General features: G+C 71.1%; 17 protein-coding genes. 15 read left to right on the plus strand and 2 right to left on the minus strand.

Annotated features, from left to right (window positions below; all coding sequences use genetic code 11):
• Positions 1–116: 116 nt before the first annotated feature.
• From VFX14_09565 to VFX14_09585, 5 genes are all read left to right on the plus strand, one after another.
• Entirely contained in the window at positions 117–1046 is a 930-nt protein-coding gene (locus VFX14_09565) for a fumarylacetoacetate hydrolase family protein (GenBank protein ID HEU5189923.1), read from the plus strand.
• A 10-nt stretch (positions 1047–1056) separates the two neighbouring features.
• Positions 1057–1971 (plus strand): VOC family protein, encoded by a 915-nt coding sequence (locus VFX14_09570; GenBank protein ID HEU5189924.1) that lies wholly within the window; start codon positions 1057–1059, stop codon positions 1969–1971.
• Positions 1968–3176 carry a 2,3-bisphosphoglycerate-independent phosphoglycerate mutase gene (locus VFX14_09575; GenBank protein ID HEU5189925.1) on the plus strand — a complete coding sequence of 403 codons (1209 nt, stop codon included), beginning with the start codon at positions 1968–1970 and terminating at the stop codon, positions 3174–3176. Before VFX14_09570 ends, VFX14_09575 begins: the two co-directional genes overlap by 4 nt.
• A 69-nt stretch (positions 3177–3245) precedes the next feature.
• Positions 3246–4712 (plus strand): ATP-binding protein, encoded by a 1467-nt coding sequence (locus VFX14_09580; protein HEU5189926.1) that lies wholly within the window; start codon positions 3246–3248, stop codon positions 4710–4712.
• On the plus strand, positions 4709–6037 hold the full coding sequence (locus tag VFX14_09585) for a sigma-54 dependent transcriptional regulator (protein HEU5189927.1): 1329 nt from the start codon (positions 4709–4711) through the stop codon (positions 6035–6037). The genes VFX14_09580 and VFX14_09585 overlap by 4 nt, the downstream gene beginning before the upstream one ends.
• Before the next feature lie 11 nt (positions 6038–6048).
• On the opposite strand, the gene VFX14_09590 is transcribed toward VFX14_09585, so the two are convergent.
• Together VFX14_09590 and VFX14_09595 are read right to left on the minus strand one after the other, a co-directional pair.
• Positions 6049–7257, minus strand: coding sequence for an acetylornithine transaminase (locus tag VFX14_09590; GenBank protein HEU5189928.1), 1209 nt, complete (start codon positions 7255–7257; stop codon positions 6049–6051).
• On the minus strand, positions 7254–7751 hold the full coding sequence (locus tag VFX14_09595; GenBank protein HEU5189929.1) for an arginine repressor: 498 nt from the start codon (positions 7749–7751) through the stop codon (positions 7254–7256). The genes VFX14_09590 and VFX14_09595 overlap by 4 nt, the downstream gene beginning before the upstream one ends.
• A 111-nt stretch (positions 7752–7862) precedes the next feature.
• Here VFX14_09595 and VFX14_09600 point away from each other — a divergent pair, with 111 nt between their 5' ends.
• The 10 genes from VFX14_09600 to VFX14_09645 all read left to right on the plus strand — a co-directional run bounded on the left by VFX14_09600 (position 7863) and on the right by VFX14_09645 (position 18013).
• Complete coding sequence (locus VFX14_09600; protein HEU5189930.1) at positions 7863–9095, plus strand: M23 family metallopeptidase; 1233 nt, start codon at positions 7863–7865, stop codon at positions 9093–9095.
• A 174-nt stretch (positions 9096–9269) separates the two neighbouring features.
• On the plus strand, positions 9270–9959 hold the full coding sequence (locus VFX14_09605; GenBank protein ID HEU5189931.1) for a DUF5752 family protein: 690 nt from the start codon (positions 9270–9272) through the stop codon (positions 9957–9959).
• Entirely contained in the window at positions 9956–11164 is a 1209-nt protein-coding gene (locus VFX14_09610; protein ID HEU5189932.1) for a glycosyltransferase, read from the plus strand. Before VFX14_09605 ends, VFX14_09610 begins: the two co-directional genes overlap by 4 nt.
• Before the next feature lie 11 nt (positions 11165–11175).
• Positions 11176–11595, plus strand: coding sequence for a response regulator (locus tag VFX14_09615; GenBank protein HEU5189933.1), 420 nt, complete (start codon positions 11176–11178; stop codon positions 11593–11595).
• Positions 11588–13135, plus strand: a complete 1548-nt coding sequence (locus tag VFX14_09620) for a trehalose-6-phosphate synthase (GenBank protein ID HEU5189934.1) — start codon at positions 11588–11590, stop codon at positions 13133–13135. Before VFX14_09615 ends, VFX14_09620 begins: the two co-directional genes overlap by 8 nt.
• Positions 13132–13992: a trehalose-phosphatase gene (otsB, locus tag VFX14_09625; protein ID HEU5189935.1), complete on the plus strand. Its 861-nt coding sequence runs from the start codon at positions 13132–13134 to the stop codon at positions 13990–13992. Before VFX14_09620 ends, otsB begins: the two co-directional genes overlap by 4 nt.
• A complete protein-coding gene (locus VFX14_09630; GenBank protein ID HEU5189936.1) occupies positions 13985–15196 on the plus strand; it encodes a glycosyl transferase in 1212 nt (403 codons plus the stop codon). The genes otsB and VFX14_09630 overlap by 8 nt, the downstream gene beginning before the upstream one ends.
• On the plus strand, positions 15193–16023 hold the full coding sequence (locus tag VFX14_09635) for an HAD-IIB family hydrolase (protein ID HEU5189937.1): 831 nt from the start codon (positions 15193–15195) through the stop codon (positions 16021–16023). Before VFX14_09630 ends, VFX14_09635 begins: the two co-directional genes overlap by 4 nt.
• Complete coding sequence (locus VFX14_09640; protein HEU5189938.1) at positions 16023–17306, plus strand: glycosyl transferase family 2; 1284 nt, start codon at positions 16023–16025, stop codon at positions 17304–17306. The genes VFX14_09635 and VFX14_09640 overlap by 1 nt, the downstream gene beginning before the upstream one ends.
• Positions 17303–18013: a hypothetical protein gene (locus VFX14_09645; protein ID HEU5189939.1), complete on the plus strand. Its 711-nt coding sequence runs from the start codon at positions 17303–17305 to the stop codon at positions 18011–18013. The genes VFX14_09640 and VFX14_09645 overlap by 4 nt, the downstream gene beginning before the upstream one ends.
• Positions 18014–18025 lie beyond the last annotated feature (12 nt).

The raw sequence follows: 18025 nt of genomic DNA on the forward strand, positions 1-18025 counted from the left end.
GGCGTGGCGCGGATGCCACACAGGATGCAGACACCCGGCCCCGGTGCTATCATGCCCGGCGCCGGGCCAGTGCCCCGGACGCCCGACCCCGAGGAGCCCTTGAGAGGAGACGCGTCATGAAGATCGTGCGTTTTTCCCAGAATGGTCACACCCCACGGCTGGGCTGCCTGGTCGGCAGCGACCGCGTGATGGACCTGGCGGCCAGCGCCGCCGCGCATCTCGCGAGCCGCGGCGTGGTCCGCGCTCAGGAGATCGCCGACGCCCTGTTCCCCCAGAGCACGCGGGGCTTTCTCGAGGGCGGCGTCGCCTCCCAGGAGATGCTCGCGACGCTCGTGGACGCCGCCAAGGCCGGCAAGGGCTCGCCGGTCACCGCGCCGCTGGCCTCCGTCCGGCTCCACGCCCCGATCCACGACCCGGGCAAGTTCATCTGCATTGGGCTCAACTACACCGACCACGCCGCCGAGACCAACAATCCGGCGCCGAAGCAGCCGCCGGTCTTTCCGAAGTGGGCGAACGCCATCGCGGATCCGGGCGAGCCGGTGCTGCGGCCGCGCGGCGAGAAGACCTTCGACTGGGAGGTGGAGCTGGGCGTGGTGATCGGGCGTACCGCGCGCTTCGTCCCCAAGGAGGGGGCGCTGGACTACGTCTACGGCTACACCATCATCAACGACGTGAGCGCCCGCGACTTCCAGTTCCACACCACGCAATGGGGCGCGGGCAAGGTGGGTGACACCTTGGCGCCGGTGGGCCCCTACATCGCGGATCGCGCGGACATCCCGGATCCCCACGTGCTGGAACTCAAGACCTGGGTGAACGGGACGCTCATGCAGAACGGCAACACCAAAAACTTCATCTTCGACATCCCTTACATCATCCAGTATCTCACCAACATCATGACGCTCTCGCCGGGCGACCTCATCGCCACCGGCACGCCCTCGGGCGTCGGCTTCTCGCGCAAGCCCCAGATCACGCTGCAGCCGGGCGACCGCGTGAAGCTCGAGATCACCGGGCTCGGCACGCTCGAGAATCCCGTCAAGGACGCCTGAGGAGACCGGCATGGCCGTCAAGTCGCTGCTCCACTACGCGCTCGAGGTGCCCGACCAGGCGGTCGGGCAGCGGTACTACCGTGACTTCGGCCTCGCCGACGCCACCGGCAGCGGCAACGCGGTCCGGCTCCGCGCGCCCCGGCAGTCGCGCGATAACGTGCTGCTCTACGAGGGGCCGCGCAAGCGGCTCCATCACCTCTGCTTCGGCGCGCCGGGGGAGACCTTCGAGGCCACGCGCGCGGCCATGCGGGCAGCTGGCGTGGCGGAGATCGACCCGCCGCGCGGCGCTCCCGAGGGCGGCGTGTGGCTGCGCGACCCCGACGGCAATCTCGTCAACGTGCGGGACGAGGCGGCGCCGCTCCAGCCCCAGGATCCTCCGCTCACCCTCAACGGCCCGGGCTACGCGACGCGCGTCGCGAAGCGCGGAGCGCCCGACCGCTCGGCCGCGATCGCGCCGCGCCGCCTGGGCCACGTGCTGCTGTTCACGCCCGACATGCCGCGCCAGATGGACTTCTATCAGCGCGCGCTCGGCCTGAAGCTCTCCGACCGCTCGGGCAACGTCATCTCGTTCCTGCGCTGCACCACCGACCACCACAACCTGGCCTTCCTCGCCTCCCACGCGCCGGGCTTCCACCACGGCTCGTTCCAGGTCGGCAGCATCGACGAGATCGGGATGGGCGCGTCGCGGATGGCGGACAAGGGCTGGCAGCCGGGCTGGGGCTTCGGCCGGCACGTGATCGGCTCGAACTTCTTCTACTACATCCGCGATCCGTGGGGCAGCTTCGCCGAGTACTTCTTCGACATCGACGTGATCCCCGAGGACTGCGCCTGGGAGCCGCGCGACTGGCCGGGCGAGGACTCGCTGTACATCTGGGGCCCGTCGGTGCCGGCGGACTTCGGCGAGAACAAGGAAACCGCCGCGTGAGCCTCGACCTCGAGGGCCTCCGCGCCCTCGCCGTCCCGAACACCACCAAGGTCGTGCTCTGCTCGCTCGACGGGCTCGGCGGTCTGCCGCGTCCCCAGACGGGCAAGAGCGAGCTCGAGTCCGCGCGCATCCCGAACCTCCACGCCCTCGCCGCGCGCTCGGCCTGCGGGCTCATCCGCCACGTCGGGCCCGGGGTCACGCCGGGCAGCGGGCCCGGCCATCTCGGGCTCTTCGGCTACGACCCGCTGCGCTACCCGGTCGGCCGCGGCGTGCTCGAGGCGCTCGGTATCGACTTCGAGCTGCGGCCGGGCGACGTGGCCGCGCGGGGCAACTTCTGCACGATGGACGCGGCCGGCAAGATCACCGACCGGCGGGCCGGACGCATCGCCACCGACATCTGCGTGGCCCTCTGCGAGCGGCTGCGCTCGATCACCCTCCCCGGCGTCGAGGTGCTCGTCGAGCCGGTGAAGGAGCACCGCTTCGTACTCGTGCTCCGCGGCAGCGGGCTCTCCGGCCGGCTCACCGAGACCGATCCCCAGACCACCGGCCAGCCGCCCCTGCCCGTCTCGGCGCTGGCGCCCGAGGCCGCGCGCACCGCCGAGCTCGTGAACCACTTCGTCGACGCGGCGCGGCCGCGGCTCGCCGACGCGCGCCCGGCCAACATGCTGCTGCTGCGCGGCTTCGACCAGCGGCCCGACATGCCGCGCTTCCCCGAGATCTTCGGCGTCAAGGCCGCCGCCATCGCGGCGTATCCGATGTACCGGGGGCTCGCGCGCCTTGTCGGCATGGAGGTGCTCAAGACCGGGTCCAGCTTCGCCGACGAGGTGGCGACGCTGCGGGAGCATTGGAGCGGCTACGATTTCTTCTTCCTCCACTACAAGGACACGGACAAGGCAGGCGAGGACGGGGACTTCGACGCCAAGGTCGCCGCGCTGGAGCGCTGGGATGCGCTCCTGCCCGATATCCTCGCCCTCAAGCCGGACGTCCTCGTCGTCTCGGGGGACCACGCCACGCCCGCCGTTCTCGCGGGGCACGGCTGGCAGCCGGTGCCGGCGCTGCTCGCCAGCGCCTACTGCGGCAGCGACCCGGTCGCGCGCTTCACCGAGCGCGACTGCCTGGCGGGCAGCCTCGGCCTGGCGCCCGCGCATCACCTGATGCCGCTCGCCATGGCCAACGCCCTCCGCTTCACCAAGTACGGCGCGTAGTCGCACGTCATCGGCGGCCCCGACGGGGTTGCCGGTGCCAGGGGTGCCCGGTATCATCGAGGCAACCGAATGGGCCTGCGGCTCCGTCTCTTCTTCGTGCTCATCGTCCCGCTGACCCTACTGGTGGGACTCTACGCGGTCGTGCGCATCCGCGAGGAGGAAGGGCAGCTCCTCGCCGCCGAGCAGCGCAATGCCGCGGTGACGGCGCGGGCCATCCAGATCGCCGTCGAGAACGCCGTGCGCGACCGCCAGGTCGGCGACATCCGCCGGCTCCTCTCGGAGCTGGTGAACCGTCAGGAGCAGATCGATCGGATCCGGGTCTACGACAAGTCCCTGGGGCCGACGCTCGAGTCGGAGCCGGGCGCGGTGGGCGGGCCGGTGGCGGCGGAGCGGCTGCAGCGCGTGATGACGGAGGGGCGCTCGGAGATCGTCGCCGAGGAGGCCGGAAACGCGGACACCTTCTCCCACGTCATGCCCCTCCGCGGACGGCGCGGCGAGATCATCGGCGCGCTGGAAGTACTGTTCACCTCGCCCGGCGCCCTCGAGAAGCGAGAGCGGGCCACGCGGGACGCGGTGATCCGGCTGAGCTTGCTCGCCCTGGGCTTGGTCACCGTGACCACCGTCGTGCTCTCCCGGCAGGTCTTGCGGCCCCTGTCCCGCCTCACCCGCTCCATCCGCGCCCTCGGCGAGGGGCAGCCGGGTCCCCCGCTCCCCGTGGAGCGGCAGGACGAGATGGGCCAGGTCGCGGAGGCCTTCAACCGGATGGCCGATCAACTCCAGGCCGCGCAGCAGCGCCTGCTCCTGGAGAGCGACCGCGCCGTCGATCTCGAGCAGCAGCTCCGGCGCGCCGAGACCCTCGCGGTGGCGGGCAAGCTCACGTCGGGGATCGCCCACGAGGTCGGCACGCCGCTGAACATCATCTCCGGCCGCGCGGAGATCCTCCTGCGCGGCCTGGCTCCCGACCATCCCGGCCGGCCCGATCTCGAGGTGATCGTGGCGCAGACCGACCGGATTTCCGCCATCATCCGGTCGCTCCTCGACACCGTGCGCCAGCAGAAGCCCGAGATCCAGCCGGTGGCCGTTCCCGTGCTGCTGGACCGCGTGGTGCCGCTCATGGAGCACATGGCGCGCCGGCGCGGCGTCAGCATGTCCGCCACCGCCGCCCCGCCGCTCCCCGATGTCGCCGCGGACCCCAATCAGGTGCAGCAGGTGCTGATCAACCTGATCGTGAACGCGCTCGAGGCCACGCCCCGGGGCGGGCGCATCGGAATCGAGACGTGGGCGTGTCCCAACGACGGGCGGCCCGGGGTCGCGCTGGCGGTGAGCGACACCGGCTCCGGCATCCCCGCCGAGGCGATCGGGCACGTGTTCGAGCCGTTCTTCACCACGAAGCCCCAGGGCCAGGGCACCGGGCTCGGCCTCTCGATCTGCCGCGACATCGTGCGCGAGCACGGCGGCACCCTTGCCGTGCAGAGCCGCGAGGGTCAGGGCACGACGTTCACCGCGTGGCTCCCCGTGCACGAGGCAGCGGTATGAGCGCGCCGCGCGTCCTCATCGTCGACAACGACCCGGAGATGCTCGCCATGCTCCGGCGCCACCTCGAGTTCGAGGGGCTCGCGGTGGCCGCGGCCACCGGCGGACGCGACGCGCTGGACGCCATCGCGGGCGCGCGGTACGACGTGATCCTCACCGACCTGATCATGGACGACACCGGCGGCCTCGAGGTGCTCGCCGCCGCCCAGGCGCGCGCCCCCGCGACACGCGTGCTGCTCATGACGGCGTTCGGCAGCCTGGAGACGGCCATCGAGGCGATGCGCCAGGGCGCGTACGACTACCTCACCAAGCCGTTCAAGCTCGCCGAGGTAACGCACGCGGTGCGCCGCGCCCTCGACGACCAGCGGCTGCGCGAGGAGAACGCCCGGCTGCGGGCCGAGGTCGAGCGCCAGTTCGGCTTCGAGCGAGTGATCGGCGAGTCCCGCCTCATGCGGGGGGTGCTGGAGCAGGTCCGCGCGGTGGCCGACAGCGACGCCTCCGTGCTCCTGCTCGGCGAGAGCGGCACCGGCAAGGAGCTGGTGGCCCGCGCGCTGCACTGGTCGAGCGGCCGGCGGGCCGGTCCCTTCGTCCCCGTCAACTGCGCCGCGGTGCCCGAGGGCCTTCTCGAGTCCGAGCTGTTCGGCCACGAGAAGGGCGCGTTCACCGGGGCCGACCGCAAGCGCGCCGGGCTCTTCGCGGCGGCCAACGGAGGTACGCTCTTCCTCGACGAGGTGGGCGACCTCGCCCTCACCACCCAGGTCAAGCTCCTGCGGGCCATCCAGGACAAGGCCGTACGGCCAGTGGGCGGCAGCGAGGACGTCCAGCTCGACCTCCGACTCGTCACCGCCACCAACCGCGAGCTTCTCGCGCTCGTCCAGGAGGGACGATTCCGGGAGGATCTCTACTACCGGCTCGCGGTGATCCCGATCCGGCTCCCCGCGCTCCGCGAACGCCCCGAAGACATTCCGCTGCTCGCCCAGCATTTCCTCCGGGAGGCGGCCACCCGGCTCGGCAAATCGCTCACCGGCTTCTCATCCGACGCGCTGGAGTGGCTGCGGGAGCATCGCTGGGCGGGTAACGTGCGCGAGCTGGAGAACGTGATCGAGCGCGCGGCGGTGCTCGCGGCCGACGCCACCGTGACCGTCGCCGACGTGCGCACCGAGCTCGCCGCCGCGCCCACCGCTCCCCCGCTCCGTCCCACCCTGGAGGAGCTGGAGCGCCAGTACATCCGGCGGGTGCTCGACGAGGTGCGCGGCGACAAGCAGGCCGCCGCCAAGATCCTCGGGGTGTCCGTCCGCACGCTCCAGCGGAAGGAGAAGGAGCTCTAAGTGCCCGCGGGCTAGCCCACAGCCTCGAGGGCGATCCGCACGCCGTCCAGCATCCGGTCGATCTCGGCCTCGGTGATGTCGAGAGCGGGCATGAAGCGGAGGAGATTCGGCCGGGGGGCGTTCAGCAGCAGGCCCTGCCCCTCCCACCCCTCGTGCTTCTCCAGGCTGTCCCGCGCGTAGGCGAGCACCGCGCCGGCCACGTCCTCCCCGAGATCCAGCGCGCGCAGCAGGCCCCAGCCCCGCTCGTGGGAGAGCCCACGCTCGGAAACGAGGTCCTGGAGGCCGGCGCTCAGGTAGTGGCCGCGGGCGGCGACGGCGTCGAGGAAGCCCGGGGCGAGAATGGCGTCGAGCACCGCCGAGCCCACCGCGGTCATGAGCGGGCTCCCGTTGAAGGTCCCCCCCTGCTCGCCGTGCTCGAACACCGACACCGCCTCGGTGGCGCAGAGGGCGGCGAGCGGGACGCCGCCGCCCAGCCCCTTGCCCAGGGTCATGATGTCGGGCGCCTCGTCGGCCCCGCGCGCGAAGTGCTGGTAGCCGAACAGGCGCCCCGTGCGCCCGATGCCAGTCTGCACCTCGTCGACGATCATGAGGCAGCGGTGGCGCCGCGTGAGTGCGCGCAGGTCGCGCAGGAACTCCACGGTGGCCGGCACCACCCCGCTCTCGCCCTGCACCGGCTCCAGCATGACCGCGACGGTGCGCGGGCCGATGAGCGCCTCCACCGAGGTCAGGTCGTTGAGCGTCGCCCGAGGGAAGCCGGGGACCTGAGGCGCGAACATCGTGTCCCAGCCCGGCTTGCCGCTCGCCGACATCGTGGCGAGCGTGCGGCCGTGAAACGCCCCGTCGAAGGTGATGATCTCGTAGGCGCCGTCCTTCTCGCGACGGCCCCATTTTCGGGCGAGCTTGATCGCGCCCTCGTTGGCCTCGGCCCCCGAGTTGGTGAAGAACACGCGCGGGAAGTCCGAGTGCGCGGCCAGGGTGGCGGCGAGGCGGAGCGCCGGCTCGTTGTAGAACGCCGGGCTCGGCGTGATCAGCGTGCGCGCCTGCGCGGCGAGGGCCTCCGCGATCACGGGAGGCGAGTGCCCCAGGGAGTTCACCGCCCACCCCTGCACGAAGTCGAGGTACCGCTTGCCGGTGTGATCGACGAGCCAGGACCCCGCCCCCCGCACGAACACGAGGGCGGGCCGCTCGGTGATGTCCATTAGGTGCCGGGTGTCGATCATGCTCCCTCCCCCAGGGCTCGGCGCATGAGCGCCGCGGTGAGCCGCCGCGCGAGCGCGCGCGCCGCCCGCTCGCCGCGCGTGGCGATGAAGATGGTGTCGTCGCCCGCAATGGCCCCCATGGCCTCGGGGAGTCCGGCCTCATCGAGGGCCCGCGCCAGCGGCGGCGCCGCCGCGGGCGGCGTCTTCACGACGACGAGGCTGCCCGCCGCCTGAGCGGACAGCGCGAAGCCGCGGAGGGCGCGACGCAGGCGCGCCTCGCCCCGGGCAGGGGCGCCGTAGCGCGCCGCCATACCCTCCGGCGTCACGTAGCCGCGCGGCGTCTTGGCCAGACCGAGATCCCGCAGGTCGCGCGAGAGGGTGGGCTGGGCGACCGCGAGGCCCCGGCGGCGGAGCAGTTGCTGGAGCTGGCCCTGCGAGCGCACGGCGCCCGTGCGCACGAGGGCGAGGATGGTCGCGTGTCGACGCAGCCCGCGTCGGTCTGTATGTTCATTCATAGTAAAGAATATTTATACAATCGCTCCGTGGTGTCAAGCCCGACACGCGGCCGGCGCGCACGGCAGAAAGCTTGGCGGAACCCGCCGCCGGAGGTATGGTGACGTGCGTCGATGAGATCTCTCGTCCGCCTCCTCGCGTGCGGCGGCCTCGGCCTCGTCATCGTGCTGGCCTGGGCGTCTCGCCCCATCGACCCGGCGCCGCCGCTCACCATCACCGCGCCCGCCGGCGAGGGGCCCGCGCCCACCATCTCGGCGGAGACCACCCTTCGGCACCGCGAGACTCTCGAGGCCGTCCTCGTGCGTAGCGGACTCGAGCGCGCCGACGCCACCGTGGTAGTCGGCCTGCTCCGGGGCGTTGTCGACATGCGCCGTCTCGCACCGGGGGAGCGCCTCCTCGTCACGCGCGATGCCGCCGACGCGGTCATGGGCATCACCTATTGGCGATCCCCGATCGAGCGCTATGAGCTGAGCCGCGCGGAGCGCGGGTGGGCGCTCCAGGCTGTGCGCGTGCCCGTCGAGACGCGGATCGCCCTGGTGAAGGGTCGGCTCGAGGACTCCCTGTTTGCGAGCATGGATCGCCTCGGCGAGGGCGCCGCCCTGACGGTCGCGTTCGTGAGCCTCTTCGAGTGGGACTTCGACTTCGCCGCGGACTCGCTGCCCGGCGATCGGTTCCGCCTCCTCGTGGAGAAGCGCTTCGGCGAGAACCAGTTCCTCGGTTACGGCGAGATCCTCGTGGCGCAGTACCGCTCCGCCGACCGCCCGCGGCTCACCACGGTGAGCTTCACGGACGCTCAGGGCCGCGGCGCCTACTACGACGCCAGCGGCCGCTCCGTGAAGAAGATGTTCCTGCGCGCGCCGCTCGACTTCACCCGCATCACCTCGGGCTTCTCGCACGCGCGGCTCCACCCCGTCCTGGGGGGCGTGCGGCCGCATCTCGCCATCGACTACGGGGCCCCCACCGGCACGCCGGTGCGCGCGGTCGCGGACGGCACGGTGATCGCCTCGGGCTGGAACGGCGGCAACGGCATCAGCGTGACCATCCGGCACACACGTGGCTACGAGACCATGTACAACCACCTGTCCGCGGCCACGGTGCGCGTGGGCGAGCGCGTGCGCCAGCGCGCGATCATCGGCCGGGTGGGTGCGACCGGGCTCGCCACCGGCCCGCACCTCGACTACCGTGTGAAGAAGGATGGCCAGTTCGTGAACCCGCTCGGCGAGCGCTTCTTCCCCGGGGAGCCCGTCTCGGCGCGACGCAAGGCGGCGTTCGATCGGCATCTCGAGGCCCTGCTCGAGCGGCTCGAGCGCGAGGACGCGCAGCCCGACTCGTCGCCAGGCTCCTGATAGGCGGGCCGACACCCGCGACAACTTGTCGCGCCGGCGACATCTTGTCCGGTCATTCCTTCATGGCGGGTGATTTCTTCCCATCTGCCGTTTCTCAAGTTGCTGTAAGTAAAAGTCAATTCGGCATTCCGGGCACGCCGGTCGCTGGCCCTGGCATTGCACTCCCCTTTGCGTATGGCCGAGCGAGCCGCGCCCGCGACCCGCCCCTTCCATTTCACCGGCTGCGTCGAGCTTCGCGAGATCACCGGTCGCCGCGCGCGGGACGAGCGCGAGCTGATGGAGGAGATCGAGGGCGCGCCGGCGGAGTCGATCTACTACCACACCGACACGGTCTTCCTACGCCGGCCGCTGGTCGCGGGGTCCTACCCCAACGATTTCGCGATCTGGGTGGCCGTACAGATCCGCGACCAGGTGCTCGCGGAGCGGCTCGGCATGGTGGACCCCTTCCAGTTCGAGAGCGTCGAGCGTACCCGCGAGGAGATCCTGTCCATCCTCGACGACCATCTCGAGCGACTGAACCCCGTGCCCCGGGTCGTGTTCGGCGATCCGTTCTTCTTCGTCCGCTCGCACCTGATCGAGGTTCCGACCGGCATCACCGCCCGCTCGCTGGCCGAGTTCCGCGCCGCTCTCGCCCAGGTGGACGTGAGCGCGATCTATCTCCATGCCCTCGACGCGCGCTCGCGTCGTGGCGTGCGTGGCGGACAGTTCGCGGAGTGGCTGGGGGAGGAGCTGGGGCTTGCCGAGCTGGCGGAGCGGGTGGGCCGCCTCAATCCCTACCTCGGCGGGCTCGAGCGGGTACGCCAGATGATGCTAGCCCTCGTCGACGCCCAGCTGGAGGGTGCGCTCCGAGGCGCCGCGCGATGAGCATCCCGGGACCCGGGATCGAAGACTATCGCGACGTCGCGCCGCGCGGTGCCGTGGACTTCCTCCTCCACCTCTCGGAGCGCGTGCGAGGCCGCCACTTCGTCCACGTCAATTCCACCCGGGTGGGCGGCGGAGTGGCCGAGATCCTGCGCCGCCTCGTCCCGCTCATGAACGACGTGGGCGTGAAGGCCGACTGGGAGATCATCGAGGGCGACCGTGATTTCTTCGCCGTCACCAAAGCCTTCCACAACGCGCTCCAGGGCGAGGAGCAGGTCTTCACCGAGGCCATGCTCGAGCACTACCTCGCGAGCAACCGCGCCAACGCCTCGCGCCTGAGCCTCAACGGGGACCTCGTGCTGATCCACGACCCGCAGCCGGCCGCCCTCGTGGAGTCGCGCCCGGCGGACGGGCAGTGGGTGTGGCGCTGTCACATCGATCTCGCCTCACCGCAGCGGCGTACCTGGTCCTTCCTGCGCCGCTTCGTGCTGCGCTACGACGCCGCCATCTTCTCGCTGCCCGCGTTCGCCCAGCAGCTCGCGATCCCGCAGTTCCTGGTGTACCCGTCGATCGATCCCCTCGCTGACAAGAACCGGGAGCTGGAGCCCAGTGAGATCGACGCGCTGCTCGCCCCGCTGGGCATTTCCCGTGAGCGCCCCGTCGTGCTCCAGGTCTCGCGCTTCGACCGGTTCAAGGATCCCATCGGGGTCATCAACGCCTACCGCATGGTGAAGCCGTACCACGACTGCGTGCTGGTGCTCGCGGGCGGCGGGGCCGACGACGATCCCGAGGGGGCGCGGGTCCTCGCGGCCGCGCGCGAAGCGGCGGCCCGCGACTCCGACATCCACGTGCTCGACCTGCCGCCCGATGCCCACCTCACCATCAACGCGCTCCAGCGCACGGCGACCATCATCCTCCAGAAGTCGACCAAGGAGGGCTTCGGCCTCACCGTGTCGGAGGCGATGTGGAAGGGCAAGCCGGTCATCGGCGGAGCGACCGGCGGCATCACCACCCAGATCCTCCCCGGGGTGACCGGGTACACCGTGTCGTCGGTGGAGGGATGTGCGTACTGGGTGCGGCATCTCCTCGCCCATCCCGAAGCGGCCGCCCGCATGGGGGTGGCGGGGCGCGAGCATGTCCGCCAGAACTTCCTCATCACCCGGCACCTCCGCGAGTACATCTCGCTGATGGCGCGGCTCGTCAGCTGATGGAGCGGGCAATGGGCGAGCGCCACGCGACGCACGACGGACGGGGCGGCACCATCATGGTGATCGATGACGATCCCGAGATGCGCGCGGTCCTCCGCGACGTCCTCACCCACGAGGGCTTCCGCGTGCACGAGGAGTCCGGGCCGGAGCAGGTGCCCGAGGTGGTGGACGTCCTCCATCCGGCCGCCGTCATCGTCGACAAGGAGATGCCCGGCAGCAACGGCCTCGACCTCGTCGCCACGCTCGGTCGCCGGTATCCGGAGCTGCCCGTCATCGTGATCACCGCGTTCGGCGGCGCCGCCATCCGCGCGGAGGCGCGGCGGCAGGGCGCCGCCGACTACCTCGAGAAGCCGTTCCGCATGGCCACCCTGCTCGACACCCTCCGCGCCCTCACGGTGGACCGCACGCCGCTGGAGACGCACGATGTTTGAGCGCGGGCTCGCCGCCGTAGGCGTGACCGACCCCCCTCGCGTGCCCGCGCCCGCCGAGATCTGGACGGCGGAGCGCGTGCGGGATCTCGTCGCCCGGCGGCTCGGCGACGGCCATCTCATCGTCGTGTCCAACCGCGAGCCCTACCTCCACGAGCTTCACGGGGGCGAGATCCGCTGGACGCGTCCGGCGAGCGGCCTCGTGACCGCGGTGGATCCGATCATGCGCGCGGTCGGAGGCACCTGGATCGCTCACGGCTCGGGCTCGGCCGACCGCAAGGTGGTGGACCCGGACGGGCGCGTCATGGTGCCGCCCGGCCAGCCGCGCTACGCGCTCCGGCGCGTGTGGCTGACCGAGGAGGAGGAGCGAGGTTACTACTACGGCTTCGCCAACGAGACCCTGTGGCCGCTGTGTCACGTGGTCTACGTCCGCCCTGCGTTCCGCCGCCGTGACTGGGAGCAGTACCAGGCCGTCAACGCACACTTCTGCCGCGCAGTCCTGGAAGAGGCGCCCGCGAAGGCTACAGTGTGGGTGCACGACTACCACCTGGCGCTCCTGCCCGGTATGCTCAAGGCGGCGCGTCCCGACCTCACCGTCGCGCACTTCTGGCATATCCCGTGGCCGTCGTCGGAGGTATTCCGTACCTGCCCGTGGCAGCGCGAGCTCCTCGAGGACCTGCTCGCCAACGACGTACTCGGCTTCCACATCCGCCTGCACTGCGACAATTTCCTGGACGCGGTGAGCCGCGAGCTCGAGGCCCACGTGGATCGGGAGCGCTCGGCGGTCACGTACCGCGGCCACACCACGTTCGTGCGCCCGTTCCCCATCAGCGTGGACACGGAGCAGATCGGCGTGGAGTGCCGCGGAGAGGATGTCGCGCGCGAGATGGTGCGGCTGCGCGAGCAGTACGGCCTCGTCCGCGAGAAGATCGTGATCGGCCTCGACCGCTTCGACTACACCAAGGGCATCCCGGAGCGGCTGCTCGCGGTGGACCGCTTCCTCACCCTGTATCCCGAATGGCACGGCCGCTTCGTCTTCGTGCAGGCGGGCGTGCCGAGCCGGTCCCGCATCCCGGCCTACCGCTCCGTGTGGCGCCGCATCGAGGGGCTGGTCCGGCGGATCAACCGGCGGCACGGCGTCCCCGGTTGGGCGCCGGTGGTGCTGCTCCCGGAGCAGCTCTCTCGCACGGCGATCCACGCCCTGTACCGCATCGCCGACTGTCTGATGGTCACCTCGCTCCACGACGGCATGAACCTGGTCGCCAAAGAATACGCCGCGGCGCGCACCGAGGGCGATGGGGCCCTCGTGCTGTCCCAGTTCACGGGAGCGGCCCGGGAATTCCCCGAGGCCTTCCTCGTCAACCCCTACAACCTGGATGGCATCGCCGAGCGCCTCGCCGCCGCGCTGGCGATGCCGGAGCCGCAGCGGCGGCAGCGCATGGCGCGCCTCCGTGAGCGGATCCTCGAATGGAACATCTATCGATGGGCGGGCGCCGCGCTGAATACCGCGCTGCGTCTGCCCGACCCGGAGGTGGTGTCATGAGAGCACCGTCTGCCCCTGCCACGCTGGCTGCCGAGGTTCGCGACGCCGCGCGCTCCCACGGCGCTCTGCTCATCCTGTCCGACTTCGACGGCACCCTCGCGCCCATCGCGCCCTCGCCCGCCGATGCCCGTCTCGCCCCGCCGGTGCGCAAGGTCCTCGCGCGGCTGGCCGGCGCGCCCTCGACCGGTCTCGCCGTCATCTCCGGGCGCGATCTCGCCGATCTCCGCGCCAGGTCCGAGCTCCCCAACGCGATCCTCGCCGGCTGCCATGGTCTCGTCATCGAGGGACCGGGCCTCGAGTTCGTCCATCTCCAGGCCGCGGAATGCCGGCAGATGCTGGCCGGCCTCGCGACCGAGCTCGTCGAGCGGCTCGGCGGGTTGCGCGGCGTCGAGGTCGAGCCCAAAGAGTACGGCGTGGCGGTGCACTACCGGCGCGCCTACCCGTCCGACCTCGCCGAGGTGTTCTTCCAGGTCGAGGAGGCACGGGAGAACTACGCGCCGCACCTCACCACCCGCCCCGGAAAGAAGGTGCTCGAGCTGGTGCCGAACGTCCCCTGGAACAAGGGGGAGTGCGCGCTGTGGATCCGTGACCGCTGGGCACGGCAGCACTCGCTCGATCCCACCGTCGTCTACATCGGAGACGATGAGACGGACGAGAGCGCGTTCCAGGCCCTCCGCGGCAAGGCCATCACCGTCCGCGTGGGCTCCGGCCACCGCGGCAGCCGTGCCGCGCGCTGGGTGACCGACGTGTCCGCGGTGCATCGCTTCCTCGGTGCGCTGGCTCCGCCGGAGGGCGCGGAGAGCGAGCCGCCCGCCGCGGCGAGCCCCAACCCCGCAGCCTCGAGTCGGCATGAGTGATTTTCACCAGGGCGGCGTCATCACGACGCTACACCGGCTGGGACCGAGCAATCTCGACGTCCTCGAGCGGGACCTCGAGAAGACCGCGGGCATCCGGCCGGTAGCCCTGGTCCTGCCTTGCCTGGGCTCGGAGTTCGACACCGAGTCGATCCCGCACATCATCGAGGAGCTGCAGCAGGTGCGGTACCTCGAGGAAGTGGTGATCGCGCTCGGCCGGGCCGATCAGGAGCGCTTCGTCACCGCGAAGCGGCTGTTCCGCCAGCTCCCCACCCGGACCACCGTGGTCTGGATCGAATCCACCCCGGTGCAGGGGCTGCTCCACGAGATGGAGCGGCGGGGGCTGGCGGTGAATCAGGATGGCAAGGGCCGCTCTGCGTGGATGGCCTACGGCTATCTGCTCGGGCGCGGCCGGTGCAACGTCATCGCGCTCCACGACAGCGACATCTTGACGTACCGCCGCGATCTCCTCGCGCGGCTCGTCTATCCCGTGTCCAACCCACGCCTCGGCTTCGACTTCTGCAAGGGCTATTACAGCCGGGTGACCGACAAGCTGCACGGCCGCGCCACCCGGCTCCTTGTCACGCCGCTCGTGCGGGCGCTGCGCCCCCTCGTGGGGCGCGACCTGCCCTTCCTTGCGTTCATGGACTCGTTCCGCTATCCCCTCGCGGGTGAGTTCGCGATGGCCGCCGATCTGGCCAGGGTCAATCGCATTCCGGGCGACTGGGGCCTGGAAGTCGGGACCCTGGCGGAGATCTACCGCAATGTGGCGCCCGGGCGCGTCTGTCAGGCCGACCTCGCGGACGCTTACGAGCACAAGCATCAGGCGCTGAGCGCCGAGGATCCCTCGCAGGGTCTCATGCGCATGGCGGTCGACGTCACGAGCTCGCTGCTCCGCACGCTCGCCGAGGAGGGGGTGCCGATCTCGGAGGCGCTCCTCACGAGCCTGCCCGTGACCTACACGGGTGTGGCCCACGAGACCATGGCGCGCTACGAGTGCGACGCCCAGATCAACAGTCTCGTCTTCGACGCCCACGAGGAAGGACAGGCGGTGGAGGCCTTCGCCCGCGCCATCCGCCTCGCCTCCGACGCTTATCTCGAGGACCCCGTGGGCCAGCCGCTCATTCCGAGCTGGAACCGGGTCCTCGCCGCGCTCCCCGACATCTTCGACCGCCTCGTCGCGGCGGTCGATCGAGACAACGCATGACGCCTCCTTTCATCGTCTTCTCCGATCTCGACGGCTGCCTGCTCGATCGCCGCACCTTTTCCGCCGAGGCCGCGCGTCCCGCGGTGGACGCCCTCGCGGACGCAGGCATCCCCCTCATCTTCTGCACCAGTCAGACGCGGGCGGAGGTGGAGCACCACCGTCGCATCCTCGACAACGACGATCCCTTCGTGATCGAGAACGGGGGCGCGCTCTTCATCCCCCGCGGCTACTTCCCGTTCCCGCATGCCCTCACCCGCACCGAGGGCGCCTACGCGGTGGTGGAGCTCGGCGTCCGCTACGAGCGGCTCGTGCGCTTGTTCCAGGACATCCGGCGCACCACCGGGCTCGACCTCCGCGGATTCTCCGACATGACCGCGGACGAGATCGCCTCGCTGACCGGCCTCGACCGGGTGTCGGCCGCCCGCGCGAAGGTGCGCGACTACGACGAGCCCTTCGCGGCCAGCCTCACGCCCATCGAGGAGGGTATCCTCATCGAGGAGGCGCGCTCCCGCGGCCTCACCGTGAGCCGCGCCGGGCGCTTCTTCCACCTGATGGGGGGCCACAGCAAAGGGCTGGCCGCGGAGCTGCTCATCCGGCTCTACCGAACGCGCTGGCGGCCGCTCCCGGTGGTGGCGCTGGGCGAGGGGGCGAACGATCTCTCCCTGCTCTTGCTCGCGGACCATCCCGTGGTGATCCCGCGTGACTGGGGTGTCGTGGATCCGGCCTACCGGCTCGGGGACTGGCACGTCGCGCCCGCCCCCGGCCCCTTCGGGTGGAAGCTCGAGGTCCTTCGCCTCCTCGGCCACGAGCTCCACGCGATCGCCTGATGCAGTCAACGCCGCTGCCGCCGGCGACGGAGGCCCAGGTCCGGGCCATCGGCACCGCGGACCTGGTCGTCGGGATCCCCTCGTACAACAATGCCTCGACGATCGGCCACGTCGCACGCGCGGCCGGCGCGGGACTCGCCAAGTACTTCCCCGGCGCCAAAGCGGTGATCGTCAACTCCGACGGGGGCTCCACCGACGGGACGCCCCGCGCGGTGCTCGAAGCGGAGCTACCCGATCTCCGCACCGTGCTGGTGGACCACGCGGCGGGCGCGGCGGCGCGGATCTCCACGCCGTATCACGGCATCCCCGGCAAGGGCAGCGCCTTCCGCACGATCTTTCAGATCGCCGACCTCCTGCACGCGCGGGCCTGCGCGGTCGTGGACTCGGATCTCCGCTCGATCACCCCGGCCTGGTTCGAGCTCCTGCTCCGTCCCATCGTGGACGGGGACTTCGACTACGTGGCGCCGCTGTACCATCGTCACAAGTTCGACGGCACCATCACCAACGGCATCGTGTATCCGCTCACCCGCGCCCTCTACGGCCGCCGGATCCGCCAGCCCATCGGCGGGGACTTCGGCTTCTCCGGCGAGCTTGCCCGCGTCTATCTCGCCAAGCCGGTGTGGGGCACGGACGTGGCGCGCTTCGGCATCGACATCTGGATGACCACCACCGCCGTGGCCGAGCGCTTCCGCATCTGCCAGGCCTACCTGGGGGCCAAGATCCATGACGCCAAGGACCCGGGCGCCGACCTCACGGCGATGATGACCCAGGTGGTGGGCTCCTGCTTCGACCTCGTCGAGACGTACGCCGGGGTGTGGCCGGAGGTACACGGCTCCGAGCCCGTCCCGCTGATAGGCTTCCCGCACGCGGTGGGCGTGGATCCGGTGGCGGTGAATCTCGAGCGGCTGCTCACGATCTACGCGCAGGGCGTGCACGAGCTCAGAGAGCTGTGGGGCCGGGTGCTCCCCGCGCGCCTCCTCGCCGCGCTCGCCGACGCCGTCACGACGGACGCGGCGCGCTTCCACCTGCCCGACCCCGTGTGGGCCGAGATCATCTACCGCTTCGCCCTTGCCCACGCGCGTCACGCGATCAACCGCGAGCATCTGCTCGGGTCACTGATCCCGCTCTACCTGGGCCGCACCGCATCGTTCGTGGTAGAGATGCAGAGCGCGGGGCCGGCCGAGGTGGAGGCGCGCATGGAGAGCCTGGCCCTCGTCTTCGAGCATCTCAAGCCGCTCCTCGTCGCGGAATGGCCCGTGAAGGAGAAGGAGACTGTGTCATGACCGACATGTGGGGCGATCTCGTATGGGGCGCGCTCGCCGATCTCAACGCGCGGCTCGCCGCCGCGCTGCCGTCGCTGCTCGCGCTCGCCACGCTGGTCCTCGGCGGACTCGTGCTCGCGTGGCTCGCCGGCAAGCTCCTCGTGCGGCTCGCCCGCGCGAGCGATCTCGACCGGCGGTCGGAGGGCTGGGGCCTCGCGAGCGCGCTGCGGCGCGCCGGGGTGATGCGTCCGCCGTCGGAGGTGCTCGGCCGCTGCGTGTTCTGGGGTATCTTCGCGCTGTTCGCGGTGATGGGCGTGGACGCGCTCCGCATCCCCGGGACCTGGCGCATCACCGATTTCCTTTTCCTCTGGATCCCGAACCTGGTGGGAGCGGCCGTCCTGATCCTCGTGGGCTGGCTGGCCGCGAACTTCCTCGCCCAGAGCGTGCTGATCGCCTCGGTCAACGCGGGCATCCGTGAGGCGCGGCCGCTCGCGCGGGCCGTCCGCTGGGGCGTGCTGCTGGTGGCGTGGGCGATGGCGATCACCCATCTCGGCATCGCAAAGGAGATGGTGCTGCTGGCCTTCGGGCTCACCTTCGGGGGGCTCGTGCTCGCGCTCTCGCTCGCGTTCGGCCTCGGCGGACGCGCGCTCGCGCGGGAGATCCTGGAGCGCCGGCTGCGCCAGGAACGCGGAGAGCCGCATCCCCGGGAGACCCTGACGCACCTGTGACCTCCCGCGGCC

This window comes from Candidatus Methylomirabilota bacterium, assembly GCA_035764725.1.
Lineage (GTDB): Bacteria > Methylomirabilota > Methylomirabilia > Rokubacteriales > CSP1-6 > DASRWT01.

Excerpts from the sequence above, each read along its gene's own strand:
- VFX14_09610 (HEU5189932.1), top strand. The coding sequence starts at position 9,956 with ATGAGCATCCCGGGACCCGGGATCGAAGACTATCGCGACGTCGCGCCG.
- VFX14_09565 (HEU5189923.1), top strand. The coding sequence starts at position 117 with ATGAAGATCGTGCGTTTTTCCCAGAATGGTCACACCCCACGGCTGGGC.
- otsB (HEU5189935.1), top strand. The coding sequence starts at position 13,132 with ATGAGAGCACCGTCTGCCCCTGCCACGCTGGCTGCCGAGGTTCGCGAC.
- VFX14_09585 (HEU5189927.1), top strand. The coding sequence starts at position 4,709 with ATGAGCGCGCCGCGCGTCCTCATCGTCGACAACGACCCGGAGATGCTC.
- VFX14_09645 (HEU5189939.1), top strand. The coding sequence starts at position 17,303 with ATGACCGACATGTGGGGCGATCTCGTATGGGGCGCGCTCGCCGATCTC.
- VFX14_09615 (HEU5189933.1), top strand. The coding sequence starts at position 11,176 with ATGGGCGAGCGCCACGCGACGCACGACGGACGGGGCGGCACCATCATG.
- VFX14_09595 (HEU5189929.1), bottom strand. The coding sequence starts at position 7,751 with ATGAATGAACATACAGACCGACGCGGGCTGCGTCGACACGCGACCATC.
- VFX14_09635 (HEU5189937.1), top strand. The coding sequence starts at position 15,193 with ATGACGCCTCCTTTCATCGTCTTCTCCGATCTCGACGGCTGCCTGCTC.
- VFX14_09580 (HEU5189926.1), top strand. The coding sequence starts at position 3,246 with ATGGGCCTGCGGCTCCGTCTCTTCTTCGTGCTCATCGTCCCGCTGACC.
- VFX14_09600 (HEU5189930.1), top strand. The coding sequence starts at position 7,863 with ATGAGATCTCTCGTCCGCCTCCTCGCGTGCGGCGGCCTCGGCCTCGTC.
- VFX14_09590 (HEU5189928.1), bottom strand. The coding sequence starts at position 7,257 with ATGATCGACACCCGGCACCTAATGGACATCACCGAGCGGCCCGCCCTC.
- VFX14_09630 (HEU5189936.1), top strand. The coding sequence starts at position 13,985 with ATGAGTGATTTTCACCAGGGCGGCGTCATCACGACGCTACACCGGCTG.
- VFX14_09620 (HEU5189934.1), top strand. The coding sequence starts at position 11,588 with ATGTTTGAGCGCGGGCTCGCCGCCGTAGGCGTGACCGACCCCCCTCGC.
- VFX14_09640 (HEU5189938.1), top strand. The coding sequence starts at position 16,023 with ATGCAGTCAACGCCGCTGCCGCCGGCGACGGAGGCCCAGGTCCGGGCC.
- VFX14_09605 (HEU5189931.1), top strand. The coding sequence starts at position 9,270 with ATGGCCGAGCGAGCCGCGCCCGCGACCCGCCCCTTCCATTTCACCGGC.
- VFX14_09570 (HEU5189924.1), top strand. The coding sequence starts at position 1,057 with ATGGCCGTCAAGTCGCTGCTCCACTACGCGCTCGAGGTGCCCGACCAG.